Source organism: Pseudoalteromonas sp. SG44-8, assembly GCF_014164125.1.
Taxonomy (GTDB): Bacteria; Pseudomonadota; Gammaproteobacteria; order Enterobacterales; family Alteromonadaceae; genus Pseudoalteromonas; species Pseudoalteromonas rhizosphaerae.
The window spans coordinates 367939-383886 of the sequence record NZ_JACJEQ010000001.1; the positions used below are offsets into that span (position 1 = coordinate 367939).

A 15948-nucleotide genomic window follows, 5' to 3' on the forward strand; every position below is an offset into this window, starting at 1 on the left:
AATGACAACAAGGAACTGAAATGGCGATCGTACAAGAATCAGTATTTATTAAACTAACTGAGCTACAAACATTACATTTGCGCCGCATAGCAGATAACAGCAAAGCCGCTGGGCCAGCTGTGTTGTTTATGCATGGTGCTGTTGAAAATGGCAAAATATTTTATACGCATTCAAATAAGGGTTTAGCACCTTTTTTAGCTGAGCAAGGATATGTGTGTTATGTGGCTGATCTACGAGGTCGTGGTGACAGCAAACCGGCTATCTCAAAGCATGCTCACTATGGCCAAACCGAAGCTATTATTGAAGATATTCCCGCTTTTATTGCTAAAATTACCGAGCGTGAAGGTAGACCACCAGCGTATTGGGTAGCCCATTCCTGGGGTGGTGTATTAATGAATAGTGTGTTTGCGCGTTTCCCACAGTATATCAATGATGTAAAAGCATGTGCTTACTTTGGTACTAAACGCTCGCTTTATAATCATCATCCACAAAAATACCTTCAAGGAAATTTGATTTGGTATTTTTTAGCGCCAATACTGGCTAAAAAACATGGTTATTTACCCGCCAAAAGACTCAAGTGGGGCAGTGATGATGAAACTAAAAAGTCGCATTATCAAAGTATGCAATGGGCTAAACGTAAACCATGGTTAGATAGCGACGACGGGTTTGATTACGCGCAAGCTGTGGCTGGCTTAAGTTTGCCACCGACCTTACACATAGGGGGGGTGAAAGACAAAGCGCTTGCACAACAAATTGATATTGAAAAATTTATTGCCGAGTCAGGTACTGGTATTCAACACCTGCAAATGTACGGGAAAAAACACGGCCATCAATATGATTACGATCATATTAATATGTTAACGCACGCTAGTGCTAAAGCAGATCAATTTAAGGATCTAGTGACGTGGTTTGAGCGTCATTCAGCAACGCCCTGAGTGGCGTTTCAAAACGTTTCCAGTGTTCTATTGCACGGTTATGTAGCGGTTTTCGTACAGCTGCTTTGCTAAGCGTGGTAACTGGTTTTTTTGATTTATAAAAGTCTAAACATTGTGCTTCAAATGCGGTACCTAAAAATGTAAATACGCTTTTTAACGTATCGCGCGGCTCGCTGATCAGTTGCTCATAATGAACATCTAAGATAGCCGAAGGTATTGCTTGTTGCCAATGCGTCATCAAACCTTGGTATAAATCATAGTAACGTTTAAATTCAGGTAATGAGCAAAAATAAGGTTCATTTTCTGCAAAGTAATTACTATAAACGGACCAAGCTGTGGCATTAAAATCGCGCTGCAAGTTAATAAACTTAGCATTTGGAAACAATAAATAGATAAGCCCTAACGATTGATAATTAGCGGGCAATTTGTTGATCATGAACGCGCGAATAGGTTTTGCTTGTTTTAACCGTGCGGTATAAAGAGCCCGCGCTTGCTCAATCAGTTGCGGTGTTAGTGCGCTGATACATTCAGGGTAGGACAACTTGGTTTGTTGTTCTATGAATGCAACAACTTGCGAGCTAATACAGCGATCTTCCCCAAGGCTTGCAAATTCACTATGTGAAGCTAACATTTGTTCTAATAATGTTGAGCCACTGCGTGGCATGCCAATAATAAAAACGGGCGTAACAGTACCAGTAAATCCAGGCTTGATAGTGGCAAATAAACTTTTTGGGTTATAACGTATAATACTTTGATAAAACGGCGTTAATTGTTCAGTGTTGAAGCTACTCAATTGCAGCTGCAATTTATTGGCTAGTTTATAATAATTTACAGCTTGTTCTATATCATTGAGTTGATCATAACTTTTTGCCAAGGCGTAATAACAAACCATTTTTAAACGTAAATTATTGGTTTGTGTGAGTAAATGATGCAAGTTACTGATGTAGTTATGCTGTTGATCAAAGCGGCCAAGTTGTACCAGTTCAAATAAAATATAAGCAGTGACCGGATATAAACCAATACTTAGTGCTTGTGCAAAGGTGGTATGTGCTTTATCTAATTCGCCATGGGTTAAATAATGTTGTGCGAGATAATAGTGTGGCTCTGGGTTATGACTAGCAATGCTTTTTGCATACTCCAGTACGGTTAATGCATCATTTGGCGAATTAACGCCATTAAATGCATCCGCTAACGCGTGCAGTGGCTCCAACATATTAGGTAGACGTTCACAGCTTCTTTGTAATAAATAAACTGCAGCATCAAAGCGCTCTAAGCGCAGTGCAATACGGCCCAAACCAAATAGCGCTTCGCCATTTTGGGGATCACTTTCAAGCAAGGTTTTATAGTGAAACTCCGCTTCTTGGAGTTTGTTTTCGGCAAGTAGTTGGTTAGCTTTTTTTAGCAACATACATCACTTTTTTTATTTTTTAATTACTATATTTATTATTTGGGTATAGCACGAAAAAGGCGAAATGTCTTGAGCATTTCGCCTTTCTTTTCAACGCTTAATTATGATTAAAACGTATAAGTTGCTTTGGCATAATAGAAGCCGCCGTTTATACCATATGGCGAAGTTTCATAGTATTTACCACCCCAGTTATTATTAGGTGCCACGGTAAAATCAAGTTTCTCTGCTTCTTGGTCGAGCAGGTTTTGTGCGCCGACTGAGAAACTAATCGAATCATTCAAAAAGTAAGTTACTTCAGCGTCGAGCGTAATTGCCGCATCTGCCATTTTTGCTGTATCGTCATAATCTACATGCACACCTTGGTATTCACCAAAATAATTTGCACGAGTAAACATTGAGAAACTTTCCCATTGTTGTGACCAACTAAGCGTACCACGGTGATTTGGTAAGTCATTTTCTAAACGGCTTACTTTAAACACCCCAGTAATATTAGTTGAGCGAGTAACCTCAGTTTCATTCCAGTTGTAAGCTAAACTAAATGTTGAGCTACCACCGAGTAAATCTGTGGCATAGTTTGCTACAAAGTCTATACCTTGAGTTGTGGTATCAAAGTCATTAGTAAAGAAGCTTACCTGCGCTAAGCTTTGCACGTTTGGCACACCAGCGGCTTCAAGCGTATCTTTATCAGCTTGACTCAGCTCGATTTTATCAGATTGACTAATACGGTCATCAACTTGGATATTGTAATAATCAATGGTTAGAAATACTTCACCGATGGTGTATACCGCGCCAAAGGTATAACTTTGCGACTCTTCAGGCTCAAGCTCTGTACCGCCTAACTGTACCGCAATTGGATTGGTCGGTGGTAGTAAAGCAGAGTCGACCAATACGCCACTGCTTAGGTTTGTTTGCACGTTACTGACATTGGCTTGGCCAACTGTAGGCGCGCGAAAGCCTGAACTGATTGAACCACGAACATTTAAATCATCGGTTAAGTGATATTGAGCCATCAATTTATAGTTAACAGTAGAGCCAAACGTATCATAGTCTTCATAGCGTAGGGCTAAACCCATTAAGAACTCTTCAGTAAATGGGGCTTCAATATCAAGATAAGCCGCGTAGTTGCGACGAGTATATTCACCAGCGTCAGATGGTTTAAAGCCAGGGAAACCATTTGAACCGATACCAAAACCTTGATCCGTTAGTGGGCCTGCTGTAAATGATGCTACATCGCCAGAGGTAACTGTAAATGTTTCCTCGTGCCATTCAAGGCCACCGGCTATGTTCACATCGTATGCTAGATCAAAATCAAAGCCTTTTGATAAATCAAAATTAAAGTTTTTCTCTAATTGTGAGTATTTACCTGGGCTAAAATCACGCGGGCTATCAGGGCCTAATGACGCATTAATAGTGTCGTAAATAAAGTAACGAGATTCATTAAAGCCGACCGTACCACTTAAGTCGTAGTACGCACCTTCTAACATACCACCAGTGAACTCGCCTTTAGTACCTATTGTAAGCGAGGTATCTGTAATGTTGCCACCAAAGTTAGGCGTAAAACCGCCAGGTAACATTTCATTGAAGGCAAAACAGTCTGGATTATTAGCTACTTGGTTGATGTAAACTGGGTTATCTAATACGTTGTCATCAATCATGATGTTAGTAGGGCAGTTACCACTCATATCGCCAGTTAAATCGCCAACTAACAATGTTTCACCACCATCGTTTGAATAGACCCCAGGGCGAGTGTGAGGATTACGATAGTAAAAACCACCGCGTACATCACGCTCTGAATAGTTACCAAACATGTAAAATTCGGAGTTTTTAGTCAGCTCAAGGCCGACATTACCAAAAATAGAGATATCGTCATCAACTTCTGGTGCGCCCCATATTTGTGTAATCGGGGCAATGTCAGGAACACCAGCCTCAATTAAGTTTGCTGCATCAAAACGTTGCACTGAACGGCTAGTTGCGTCAGCCGTTTTGTATTGGAAACTTAAATTTGCGAAGCCATTGTCGGTAAATGGTAGACCAATGTTACCGGAAATCTGTGTTGTATCACCGTCGCCTTCATAGTACTGACCTTGGCGTACTTCGAAACTGCCGCCTTCTGAGGCATCTTTTAGTACAAAGTTGATAACCCCAGCAATCGCATCTGAGCCGTACTGAGCGGCTGCGCCATCTCTTAGTACTTCAACTTGTTTTAGAGCGATACTTGGAATAACTGAAATGTCCGCACCTTGTGCGCCATCGTTTATGCCGCCACCTAAAAAGGCAATAACAGAGGCACGATGACGACGTTTACCATTGAGTAATATCAATGTACTGTCAGAAGGTAAGCCACGTAAGTTAGCTGGACGAACCAAAGATGCTGCGTCACTAATAGGCATTGAATGCACGTTTAATGATGGAATTGAGCCTTTTAATAGCTCGAGCATATCCGTATTACCTGATTTACCAAGTTCTTCACCACCGATGATATCGATAGGTACCGGTGAATCACCAATAGAACGCGGTGCAGAGCGAGTACCCACTACGGCTATTTTTTCTACATTTTTATTTACTTTAGTTACTTCAGCTTGTTCATCTGCAGCTAAGGCAGTCCCCGAAATAAATAAGCCTGCGGTGGTTGTCGTTAATGCAAGTTTAACTGCATGATTTAATATGTTATTTCTAAATTTCATTCTAATTTCCCCAGTTAGAATTATTGTAATTTCGTAACTATATGATTTTTAAAAAGCCAAATAGTCTATTAAAGTTATACAACTTGTTAAATAATTGTGCAAGGTGTTAAATGATTTGGTTTTTTTTGGTTTTTCTATAGAGGAAATTAGAGGTTTACATACCTATATGAAAAGTAATGATATTTTGAAAAGGGAAATTAGAAATAAAGTAATAAGTGGGATTTTTTTATAAGTAAATGAAATAATAATTTTGTAAATAAATCTTTAGACTAAGTAAAATTCAATAAAGTTCAATAATTATTAATGATCAGTTTGTTCAGGATTTTGTTGTCGCCAAACTTTTAACGCTTCTCGGTATTCATCCCAAACACATGGGCAACAACTGCCACCACCGCAGCACTGATCAGCAGTCGGTCTGGTTGGTTTTGTGTCGTCAACTCGGTATGGTATATCGGCTGTGTTTTGCGGCATTTTATTCATTATTTACAGATTTAATAGCATGGGCTGTTTATTGGCCCGTGATTATACTTAATCATGGCTTTTTTGCTAGTTGAGAAATGATGTTGATCTGTTAATCGGTGATTGTATTAAATTATGCTTTGTGAAGCGTTAAGGCTATGTGAGAATAGCGTTATGCGACTATATAAAGTTATTCATCGTGCCCCAATTCGAGTGGCAAAAATTAGTACAAAACGCCAACAGTTGCGTTTTAAGCGCGCTATGGTAGCACTTAAAATTGCACTGGCGCAGGAAAAGCAAGAAACCAAAGAAATGCTCACAATTTATCGTCGCTACACCCAAGGAGATGTGAGTAAAGAGGATCTGCAAAAAGCGAATGCCCAGTTTGTTGATATTCTCAAAGGATTGGGTTTAGGTGTTTTTGCTGTTTTACCTTTTGCACCTGTGACTATTCCACTGGTTGTTAAGTTGGGTCAATGGGTTGGAGTTGATGTACTGCCAAGTTCATTTAATATAAATAAATCACTTAAAGATATTGACCAGCAGATCGCTGATGAAGAGCAGCAACACCACCACGCTGAAAAAACGGCAAAATCAGACGTAAAACCACCTGTAAAAAAATAATGCCATGCAGTTTAAAGGATAGTCTTTGTGCTATACCTTTTATGCTGAGTTATTGATATGCTTGATCATCATATAATTTTAAACGAGTCATTTAATGAGTACATTAATTCGTCATAGTTCTACGGGTATTCCTTTATCTTTTATTGTTAAAAATGACTTAGCTACATGGCAAGCACAGCAGCCAATTTTTTTACAAAACTGGCTAAATAGCTGTGATTTTGCAAAACAAGGTTTAGCCTTGGTGGTCAATCCACAAAGTGGAGCGCTAAGTCAGGTGTATTGTTTAGTTAATAGCGTTGATGACTTTTGGCTCGCGGGTGAATTAGCCAGCAAACTGCCAGCAGGAATTTACCAAGTTCAAGAGTGTGAACAACAATTAGAACAGATTGCTCTGGGTTTTATACTTGGTGGTTATGAATTTAGCGAATATAAAGCCAAAGGTGCTGTAAAAGCACAATTAGCAATTGCCGATGAAGCATTGTTTGCGCGTATTACACGCCAAGCAAATGCGATTAACTTAGTTAGAGATCTAGTTAATACTCCCGCCGTAGACATGATGCCACAGCACTTATCACAAGTGATGGCTGATTTAGCACACACTTACAATGGTCAATTCAATGAATGGATAGGGGATGAATTATTAGAACAAAACTATCCAACTATCCACATGGTAGGCCGCGCCAGTGAAAATAAACCGCGTTTACTTGATTTACACTGGGGCGCTGCAGATGCTCCTTTGATCACCTTAGTCGGCAAAGGTGTTTGTTTTGATTCTGGTGGTTTAGATCTTAAACCAAGCTCAGGTATGCGCAATATGAAAAAAGACATGGGCGGCGCAGCTCATGTAATTGGTTTAGCGCAGTTAATTATGGCGGCAAATTTACCAATTCGTTTACGCGTGTTGGTACCCGCTGTTGAGAATGCGGTATCGCGCAATGCATTTCGCCCTGGCGATGTAATTAAAACACGAAAAGGTATTATGGTCGAAATCGATAACACCGACGCAGAGGGGCGTTTAGTGTTATGTGATGCACTCACGGAGGCACAAAATGACAATCCTGAGTTGATCATTGATTTTGCAACCTTAACCGGTGCTTGTCGTATTGCGTTAGGCACTGAGTTACCAGGGTTTTTCTCAACTGAGCGTGATGTTGCCAATGGCATTATTGACGCCGGTATTGCAGTAAGCGACCCTGTTTGGCAATTACCGCTTTTTGAGCAATATAAAAGTTTATTAAAAAGTGATGTTGCTGATATGGCTAACTGTGCAAGTACCCCATTCGGCGGGGCAATTACTGCTGCACTTTATTTAAAAGAATTTGTAGAGCCAACCACACCATGGGTACATTTTGATGTAATGGCATGGAATATCCGCTCATTACCAGGTCGTCCAGTCGGTGGTGAAGCACTCGGTATTCGTGCCGTATTTAACTACTTACAAAGTCGTTTTAAATAAATTTATTGAGCTTTGTGAGGTTATGCCTCATAAAGCTCAAGCGGTAACCCATCAGGATCTGCAAAAAAGGTAAATTGTTTACCTGTGTATTCATCAGTTCGAATCTCTTCTACTGCCACACCTTGGCTTTGCAAATACACTTTACTTTGCTCAATATTGGCCACTTTAAATGCTAAATGTCGTAAACCTTGTGCTTCTGGGTAACTAGGTCGCTTTGGTGCATTATCAAATGAAAATAGCTCTATTTGGCTACCATCAGGCAAGGCTAAATCTAATTTGTATGAGTGGCGATGTTGGCGAAAATGCTCTGCAATTATGGGCAGCTGTAAGATCTGATGATAAAAATGTTTTGAGCGGGTGTAATCGCTGCATATAATTGCAGCGTGGTGAATTCCTAGCAATTGCATCATTTTTAGCTATCTGTGGTAAATGGCGCAGTATAGCTGCGCCATATTGAGTATGTTATTGATCACTACCTTTGCAAGCTGCTACTGCGGGGGCCACTAACTCTAAACCGGTTTTATCACACGGTGGTAGTGCTGCATCGCTAACGCTGATTGGCGTGACGCGTTCGCCCCATTTTATGTAACTAGCAGCCCAAGTTAATCCGGCACCAAATGCTGCAGACATGATATTAGCATGTGGTTTAATTAATCCTTGCTCAACAGCTTCGCATAATGCGATTGCAATAGTTGCTGCCGATGTATTGCCGTATTCGCCAATGTTAACCATTACTTTTTCATCTGGCACTTTTAAGCGATGTTGAATGGCTTGAATGATACGTAAATTTGCTTGGTGTGGCACAAGTACATCGATATCATAAAGGCTCAAATTTGCTTGTGTGAGCACATCGTCACAGGCTTCACTCATGCCCTTTACTGCGCGCTTAAAGATTTCGCGACCTTCAAATAATAAATCAGATGGCCCAATAGGCACATATTTATTTAAGTCACTACCAAAGTTAGTGATATGCAAGATATCACGGTCTTCGCTATCACAGCCTGTTTTTGTCGCGAGTAAACCCGCTGGCGTGTCTGCTGCTTCAAGTACTACGGCACCGGCGCCATCACCAAATAACACCGCACTGTCACGGCGATCCCAGTTTACATACCAGGTCATACGTTCAGCAGCAATTACTACAGCTTTTTTGATCATACCGGCTTGAATTTGTGCAGTCGCTGCTTGTATTGCATATAAAAAACCAGAGCAAGCTGCATTGGTGTCCATAGCGGCAGCGCCAACTGCACCAATGTTTTTTTGTACTAACGAAGCTGTGTTTGCCACAATAGTCGAGGGCGTACATGTTGCTAATAACACTAAGTCAATGTCTTTAGCATCAATGCCAGCACAGGCTATTGCATGTTTAGCTGCTACAGTGGCAAGCTCTGCAGTACTAACGTGGCTTACTCTACGGGCTTTTATACCAGTGCGGGATGTGATCCATTCATCATTGGTATCAACTAATTGGCTAATTTCATCGTTGCTAATACGCGCTGGTGGGATACATTTACCCCAACCCGTTATGTGTGCGTAGGTCATAGTGTGCTCTCTTTAAGTGGTCAGACATGTGTCATCTATGTTTGATTTATACCAAAAATCCAGTTCTAAGACTAGTTTATAACTTAGCTTACGTCGTAAATAGTGGTAATTAAACGTAATTTAGGCTAATGGTAGTAGAAAAATGAGGTAAACATGAAACAAAAATTAATTACTATCTTGGCTGCATTGGGTACGACGGTATATTCTGCGGCGAGTTTTGCAACACAAACTCAGGTTATTTACGCAGGATCAATGTTAGCAGGTGCTGAACAAACATTAGAAAAGCAACGCACTATTGTTATAGAAGACGCTATCATCACGCGCATCGAAAAAGGCTATGTGAGTGTTACCGATCTAGCATTGCCCGATGCAAAGATCATTGATTTAAAAAATCAATTTGTTATGCCTGGATTAATTGATATGCACGTACATGTTACATTTGAGCGTGACGCAAACGCAAACCCTCATCAATGGCTTACAGAGTATGAAGCGGACTATGCTCTGCGCTCAATTAAATATTTACAGCGTAGTCTTGATGCCGGTTTTACCTCGGTACGTGATTTAGGTAGCAGTTATAAAGTGATCTTTCCACTACAGCGTGCCGTTGAGCGTGGAGATATTCAAGGGCCACGTATTTTTGCTGCAGGAGATACAATTACCCCAACGGGCGGGCATGCTGATCTGCACGGTTACCGTAAAGATATTAGTGATGTGATAAGTGGAGGGTTAGGGGTGTGTGATGGTGCTGATGATTGTCGCCGCGCGGTTCGTGAAGTAATTAAATCAGGTGCTGATGTAATTAAAATTACCGCAACGGGTGGGGTGTTAAGTAATACCGCAGCGGGTGTCAATCAGCAGTTCACAGATCAAGAGTTGATGGCGATTGTTGATACTGCACATAACTTAGGGCGCAGCGTAACAGCCCATGCTCATGGTACATCAGGGATCAAAGCGGCATTACGTGCAGGTGTTGATTCAATTGAACATGGGTCTTACCTAGACAAAGAGACTGTAAAGTTATTTAAGCAATATAACGCTTATTTAGTGCCCACGTTATTGGCAGGCCAAACGGTCAGTCAAGAAGTACTCAGTAACCCAAATATGCCAACAGCTATTGCTGATAAAGTACGCACCGTTGTACCAAATGTTGCAGCTTCATTTAAGCTGGCATTAAAAAACAATGTTAATATTGCTTTTGGTACAGATTCTGGCGTATCACGCCATGGTAATAATGCTGATGAGTTTTTATGGTTAGTTAAATATGGCATGACTGAAAAGCAGGCTATTATGTCAGCAACAGTTAATGCCGCTAAGTTACTCGGCCAACAAGACCGACTAGGGCAGTTGAGTGTTGGTAAACAAGCAGATATCATCAGCGTTAATGGCTCTCCTCTTGATGATATAACGACATTGCAAAATGTACAATTTGTGATGAAAGCAGGGCAAATATATAAACACCAATTGTAGGATACAGTATGGGCAGCAAAATCAAGGCATCATTGTTTAATCATTTGATTGACGCTGAGCGCCAGTTATTAGATCCTGAGATCCGTCAATCTGAGCAGGCATTGGATGCTTTGCTCGATGATGATTTTATTGAAATTGCCGCTAATGGTACTGTATTTAATAAATATCAAGTATTAACGCGGTTACCTACCGAAGTCGTGCCGCAGTTTTACAATCAGCATTTTAAAGGCCGAATGCTTAGTGATGATATTGCCCAACTAAGTTATCAAGCGGCATATCGGCGCTCTGCGCGCGCTGAGTTTAACTATTCGTTACGGATGTCGCTATGGCGATTAACCGAAGGCCAGTGGAAAATGGTGTTTCATCAAGGAACGCCGTGTGCTGTGTTTAGTATCTCTATGGATGATGATTAGGTTAACCTTCTTTAATTAGGCATTTTTTATTAGGTAGTTATGTATGGCGTTTTTAATGCGCACTGATCCTGCGATTAGCCGTTTACTGATGTTACGCAGTGGTGCAATTGCAATTCAACTATTGGCCGTTGTAGCAGTCTATTTTTTACTTGAGCACCAAATCCCTTTATTGCCTCTACTGGTAGTGATCTCCCTTGAAGCCGTATTCCAAATTTTAAGCGTGATTGCTTATCGTAATGTCAGTAAAGCGAAAGAACTTGGGATGTTAATGCAGCTTACGGCCGATGTGCTTTTTTTATCGGTATTGCTGTCTTTGAGTGGTGGTGCGACCAATGCATTTGTGTCGTTACTGTTGTTACCAATAATGATTGCTGCGGTGAGTGTCAGTGCTCGCGGCTTAGCTTATATTGCTGTATTAGCGATCACCGCCTATAGCGTGCTGCTATTTAAAATGCCTCAGCACAGCATGCATCATATGCAAATGACCAGTCACTTTGTGGGTATGTGGGTTAACTTTGTGATCAGTGCTAGCGTTATAGCATTCGTTATCGGCACTATGAACCGTGCACTGCATTCGCGAGAGCGCACAATTGCAACTGTGCGAGAAAAACAATTACGAGCAGAGCAGTTAGTCACGCTTGATGGTGCTGCGGCACAAATTACTCATCAATTAGCCAGCCCAATCGCCAATTTACAATTATTGTATGAAGAGCTTCTTGAAGAGCAGCCCGATAATGAGATTGTGAAAGACATGCAGCAGCCCTTGTTGCAATGCGCACAGCAGTTAAAACAGTTTCGTACCCTGTCATCTGAACTACGCACACAAACGGTTGCAGCGACTGTATCGTTAAACGCATTAGCTCAACAAATTAGCGATACAATGCTATTACAGTATCCCGATCAACAGCTTAATTGGCTAAATGCAGCGCCTGCTAGCTCGGTTACTAATGATGCTATGTTACTGCCAGCGATATTAAACTTGTTGCAAAATGCTGCTTTTGCCAATCAACAGGCACAGCAACAAACACTGGAATTGAACTGGCAACAGACTCCAGATAACCCTAAAACAGTGAGTTTAGTTATACGTGATTTTGGTAAAGGATTTAGCGCAGCACAATTGGCAGAGTTAGGGGGTCAGTTAATGCCTAGTGAAACGGGGATGGGGCTTGCAGTTATGCTTTCAAATGTAACATTTGAGCGTTTACAAGGCTCTTTAACATTATTTAATCACCCACAAGGTGGCGCGGTTGCCAAAGTACAATTAACCATTGATGAGCCACAAGTCGAGCCTGTATGAAGCTATTAATTATTGAAGATGATATTAATCTTGCCAATACGTTAGCGCGGCGCTTAAACAAACACGGTTTTGCATGTCAGCTGGCACATGATAAAGCCGAGGCTATTGGCATAGCTAAAAACTTCGCACCGACACATATTCTGTTAGATATGAAATTAGCTGACGATAACGGTTTAGCTCTTATCGCACCACTGAGAGCCTTACTAACAGACGCACATATTGTATTATTAACAGGCTATGCCAGTATTGCCACAGCGGTAGAGGCTATGCGCCTAGGTGCAAATGATTATTTAACAAAACCCGTTGATATGCTCACGTTATTACGAGCCTTAACAGGCACATGCGAGCCAACTACTGAGTTAATTGCAGATGATATTGTAACTATGTCGCCAGAGCGTCTTGAGTGGGAACATATTCAGCAAGTGCTGCATACCAATCAAGGCAATATTTCAGCAACTGCTCGGCAACTTAATATGCATCGGCGGACTTTACAGCGTAAGCTACAAAAAAAACCAGTTCAGCAGTAAATCCTAGCGCAATAGTGAGCGTTATTTCGGATCACGGTTTCCGGTTTAGTAATGCTCAGTAAGTTTATTGTTGCCTTTTAGGCAATAAGTTTTACCCGGTCAACTAAGTAATACAGTCGCCTGTAGTCACTTGAAATGAAGCTCAGGTTACTTTAGTGCATTTATATTTGGGCACCAGCCACGCATCATAGATAGTTTTGCAGTTTAGATAGTTGCTGCAATGGCGTTCATTAACTACAGTAAAAATATCATTGTATTTTTTGCAATCAGCATAAGTAGTCATTATGGATTTATCACAACTGGATTTTGTAGCCGTATTATTAGCTGCCATGTCTTCTTTTATGTTAGGAGGCGTTTGGTATTCACCTTGGTTGTTTCAACGAGCCTGGTTAGAAGGCTGTGGATTAACGGAGCTGGATTTAAAAGCAACAAATCCAAAATGGGTATTTGGTGGCGGTTTTGTTTTATCTTTATTTATCGCTTTTGGCTTATCACTGTTTTTAGGACCACATCCACATTTAGGGGTTGCGGTAGGCGTTGGCTTTGCGGTTGGACTATGTTGGGTAAGCAGTGCCTTAGGAATGAGCTATATTTATGAACAACGACCACTAAAGCTGTTTTTAATCAATAGCGGTTACCATATTTTACAGTTTACTTTAATGGGCTTAATCTTTGGACTTTGGCCATAAGCTGTTAATCTATTCGCGTGTTTGTAGTAAAAGTAACAAAATAATGGCAAAACCGAATAAAAAAGGCCCTACTAAAACGGTCGATATTTTTTGTAGTCAATGTAAAGCTCCCCTATTCAAATATCGTAAAGGCGGCAAAGGGGCATTGGTTAAATGTTTTATCGAACGGATCAGTCAAGATTTCACCACAATTCCTTGCGTATGCCCCAACTGCTCACGCCCTTTTGCTCGAGAAGCAATTATCCGAGGCGCACCCGCGTATAAAATGATCGGCGGCAAAGTTACGTTTAAGTAGTCATTTAATTTGAGCGTATATTCATATTTTATTGATTTAATCATTTTTTAGTCTGATTGTTCCTGTATCTGATTTAACTATAAATAAACTGTAACTCTTTAATTTAATACGACTTTAAATAGTAATTGCACAGTTTTTTTATGATATTGATGGTATCCGAGGTTGGTCTACTTCGGAAATTGAAACAATAGGAGCTGCATTTTTGAGAGGTTTTAAGAAGTACAGCGCAAAGGTACACGGAGCTGCGTATGCAATTGAGCATCGTCTAGATTCATTTTCTATAGATGCACTCGGAGCTTCTTACGAAGTTGGATATGGGGTAATGTATATGCAAGGAACAAAGAAAACATACTCTAGTTATGTCGCGTTTTGTAAATAGTTTTAGAATCAATAAGGAATAAAAATGATTAAAAAAGTAATTTTTATTTTTATTATATTTCAATTTTTATTGGTGATTAGTTTAAATCACCACTATGGGATAGCCATAGCGTTAACCACTTGTATTTTTTATATTTTTCGTTCTAAATCCAATTTCTTTTCTTTGAGCTTTCTTTTTGAAGATGTAAAAGAAAATGCATTTACTTTACTATGTGTGTTTTCAATAGTTGCATTGACAATTTGCCAAATCTCTTATAGTTCAAATGATTGGGGGTTGTTGACAATAATAGTACCATTGTCGTTATTGTTTTATTTCTTCCTTACACTTTTTAGTTATACTGCTGATTGTATATATGAAATATTCGGAAAGTTTTTTAGAAGGAAGTAAGTGCTCGTAAAGTAAAATAGGAAAGGCACAAATTTTTCGATAGTGCATCAAGGAAATATAATGTCAAAATATAGATTTTTAACTTTATTATTTTTAATAGTTAATTCACAGGTATGCTTTTAAAATGCGATTGAAAAACCACCTAAAGCTATTGAAGCCGTAGTATATACTATTTGCGATTTGGTATATTGCAATACGAGTGTTGTTTTAAGAAATAATACGGCATTTGAAATTAAAGTAATTTCAAATTATTTCGATGAAACTCATTTTACTGAGCATGCTTTTAAGTTTTATAGAGCAAAAGACGTGTATGCAACGAGTAACCCGTTTGACAACCCATTATCGTTTAAAAATGTAGAGTTTTCGCCACTTGAAGGAGATGTAATATTTAAACCTCTTGAAGTCAAAACTTACACTACGCTAATAAAAAGAGATAGATTGAATTTTGAAAAAGGCATTGAGTACGTTGTTTTTTCGGTAGTTATGGATGCGCAATATGTGATAGATAAAAAAAAGTCAAGATTCATTTCATTGCTTAGTAAGTTAGGAATAGTTGATGATTTACTTACCTTGCCTGATGATTAAACTAACAGAAAAGTAAACAGAGTCACCCTTTAGTAATAAAGTGAATAGGGTCAGGTCTTACTTTTTGTCTTTATGTAATTAGTGGCAAAAAACAAGATCTGACCCCGATAGTGATCCCGATAGTTATATGACCCCGATAGTTATAAACCAGAGGAGAAATCATGGTGGTCGCGATAGGTCCGACGATTCTAGCTATTGCAAGTGTTGTTAGTACTAGTAATTTGCATGTTAGCTGTGGAGAAAGCGTTCTAAATAACCAGCATAAGCTAATGGTAATGAAGAAATTAAATGACGCAAGGGGCAAATTCCATTTTAAATGTGGTGATACAATATTTGTAGAAGAGCCTTCGAATACTGATGGCATTTGCTACAAAAAACATTATGGCGTGGTTGGCGGATATAAAGTTGAGCCCTATGTTGCCACATTGGAAGTCGCTGTGACTAATCAAAGTTGTAACTTTGATGGAGCCATCCGTTTAGAGCCTACCGTTGCTATAGAAGATTATGGGGTTATCTGGAGGTTTATGGAAGAGTTGAGAAATAACAAAGAGAACGCCATTAAAAAAAGGGTGAATATGTTTGACTGGTTTTTTGACAGTCAATTAAATAAATTCACCAGTATTCCTGGCGCTGTTTCAATTAGTCCAGTAGTAACAGGCTTATTTGAAAAGAATGCATACTCTATAAAAGTTTATATAAATTCTCAATTGTGGAAAGCTAATATTCATTTGAAAGATAATAAAGTTGAAGTTACCTCCATATATTCAGTAGAGTAAAAAATAATGGGGTCAGGTCTCAGGGTCA

16 protein-coding genes are annotated in these 15948 nt (G+C 39.8%); 11 read left to right on the plus strand and 5 right to left on the minus strand.

Annotation, left to right across the window (positions count from 1 at the left end; genetic code table 11):
* The first annotated feature begins 20 nt into the window (after positions 1–20).
* Positions 21–935: an alpha/beta hydrolase gene (locus H5163_RS01460; RefSeq protein WP_145236199.1), complete on the plus strand. Its 915-nt coding sequence runs from the start codon at positions 21–23 to the stop codon at positions 933–935.
* Here H5163_RS01460 and H5163_RS01465 read toward each other — a convergent pair.
* The 3 genes from H5163_RS01465 to H5163_RS01475 form a co-directional block, all read right to left on the minus strand.
* Entirely contained in the window at positions 889–2343 is a 1455-nt protein-coding gene (locus tag H5163_RS01465) for a sulfotransferase (protein WP_182734085.1), read from the minus strand. The two genes, H5163_RS01460 and H5163_RS01465, sit on opposite strands and share 47 nt — an antisense overlap.
* A 107-nt stretch (positions 2344–2450) precedes the next feature.
* Complete coding sequence (locus H5163_RS01470; RefSeq protein ID WP_145236193.1) at positions 2451–5027, minus strand: TonB-dependent siderophore receptor; 2577 nt, start codon at positions 5025–5027, stop codon at positions 2451–2453.
* 300 nt (positions 5028–5327) lie between these two features.
* Positions 5328–5498: an oxidoreductase-like domain-containing protein gene (locus H5163_RS01475; protein ID WP_145236189.1), complete on the minus strand. Its 171-nt coding sequence runs from the start codon at positions 5496–5498 to the stop codon at positions 5328–5330.
* 162 nt (positions 5499–5660) lie between these two features.
* Here H5163_RS01475 and H5163_RS01480 point away from each other — a divergent pair, with 162 nt between their 5' ends.
* Complete coding sequence (locus tag H5163_RS01480; protein ID WP_145236186.1) at positions 5661–6110, plus strand: hypothetical protein; 450 nt, start codon at positions 5661–5663, stop codon at positions 6108–6110.
* A gap of 94 nt (positions 6111–6204) precedes the next feature.
* Positions 6205–7566 (plus strand): M17 family metallopeptidase, encoded by a 1362-nt coding sequence (locus H5163_RS01485; protein ID WP_145236183.1) that lies wholly within the window; start codon positions 6205–6207, stop codon positions 7564–7566.
* Positions 7567–7586: 20 nt separating this feature from the next.
* Here the strand turns inward: H5163_RS01485 and H5163_RS01490 are convergent, their stop codons facing one another.
* Positions 7587–7973 carry a VOC family protein gene (locus tag H5163_RS01490; protein ID WP_145236314.1) on the minus strand — a complete coding sequence of 129 codons (387 nt, stop codon included), beginning with the start codon at positions 7971–7973 and terminating at the stop codon, positions 7587–7589.
* A 55-nt stretch (positions 7974–8028) separates the two neighbouring features.
* Positions 8029–9105, minus strand: coding sequence for a ketoacyl-ACP synthase III (locus H5163_RS01495; RefSeq protein WP_182734087.1), 1077 nt, complete (start codon positions 9103–9105; stop codon positions 8029–8031).
* A gap of 153 nt (positions 9106–9258) precedes the next feature.
* Here H5163_RS01495 and H5163_RS01500 point away from each other — a divergent pair, with 153 nt between their 5' ends.
* The 8 genes from H5163_RS01500 to H5163_RS01535 all read left to right on the plus strand — a co-directional run bounded on the left by H5163_RS01500 (position 9259) and on the right by H5163_RS01535 (position 15920).
* Positions 9259–10572 carry an amidohydrolase family protein gene (locus H5163_RS01500; RefSeq protein WP_182734088.1) on the plus strand — a complete coding sequence of 438 codons (1314 nt, stop codon included), beginning with the start codon at positions 9259–9261 and terminating at the stop codon, positions 10570–10572.
* 8 nt (positions 10573–10580) lie between these two features.
* Positions 10581–10985: a DUF4440 domain-containing protein gene (locus tag H5163_RS01505; protein ID WP_145236175.1), complete on the plus strand. Its 405-nt coding sequence runs from the start codon at positions 10581–10583 to the stop codon at positions 10983–10985.
* Between the two features lie 55 nt (positions 10986–11040).
* Positions 11041–12282: an ATP-binding protein gene (locus tag H5163_RS01510; RefSeq protein WP_145236312.1), complete on the plus strand. Its 1242-nt coding sequence runs from the start codon at positions 11041–11043 to the stop codon at positions 12280–12282.
* A complete protein-coding gene (locus H5163_RS01515) occupies positions 12279–12809 on the plus strand; it encodes a response regulator transcription factor (RefSeq protein WP_182734090.1) in 531 nt (176 codons plus the stop codon). Before H5163_RS01510 ends, H5163_RS01515 begins: the two co-directional genes overlap by 4 nt.
* Before the next feature lie 284 nt (positions 12810–13093).
* On the plus strand, positions 13094–13498 hold the full coding sequence (locus H5163_RS01520; protein ID WP_145236169.1) for a DUF1761 domain-containing protein: 405 nt from the start codon (positions 13094–13096) through the stop codon (positions 13496–13498).
* A 43-nt stretch (positions 13499–13541) separates the two neighbouring features.
* Positions 13542–13793 carry a hypothetical protein gene (locus tag H5163_RS01525; RefSeq protein WP_149980101.1) on the plus strand — a complete coding sequence of 84 codons (252 nt, stop codon included), beginning with the start codon at positions 13542–13544 and terminating at the stop codon, positions 13791–13793.
* A gap of 1072 nt (positions 13794–14865) precedes the next feature.
* The gene (locus H5163_RS01530; protein WP_182734091.1) at positions 14866–15144 is read left to right on the plus strand and encodes a hypothetical protein; all 279 of its coding nucleotides are present in this window, start codon (positions 14866–14868) and stop codon (positions 15142–15144) included.
* Positions 15145–15305: 161 nt separating this feature from the next.
* Positions 15306–15920, plus strand: coding sequence for a hypothetical protein (locus tag H5163_RS01535; RefSeq protein ID WP_182730846.1), 615 nt, complete (start codon positions 15306–15308; stop codon positions 15918–15920).
* Positions 15921–15948: the final 28 nt, after the last annotated feature.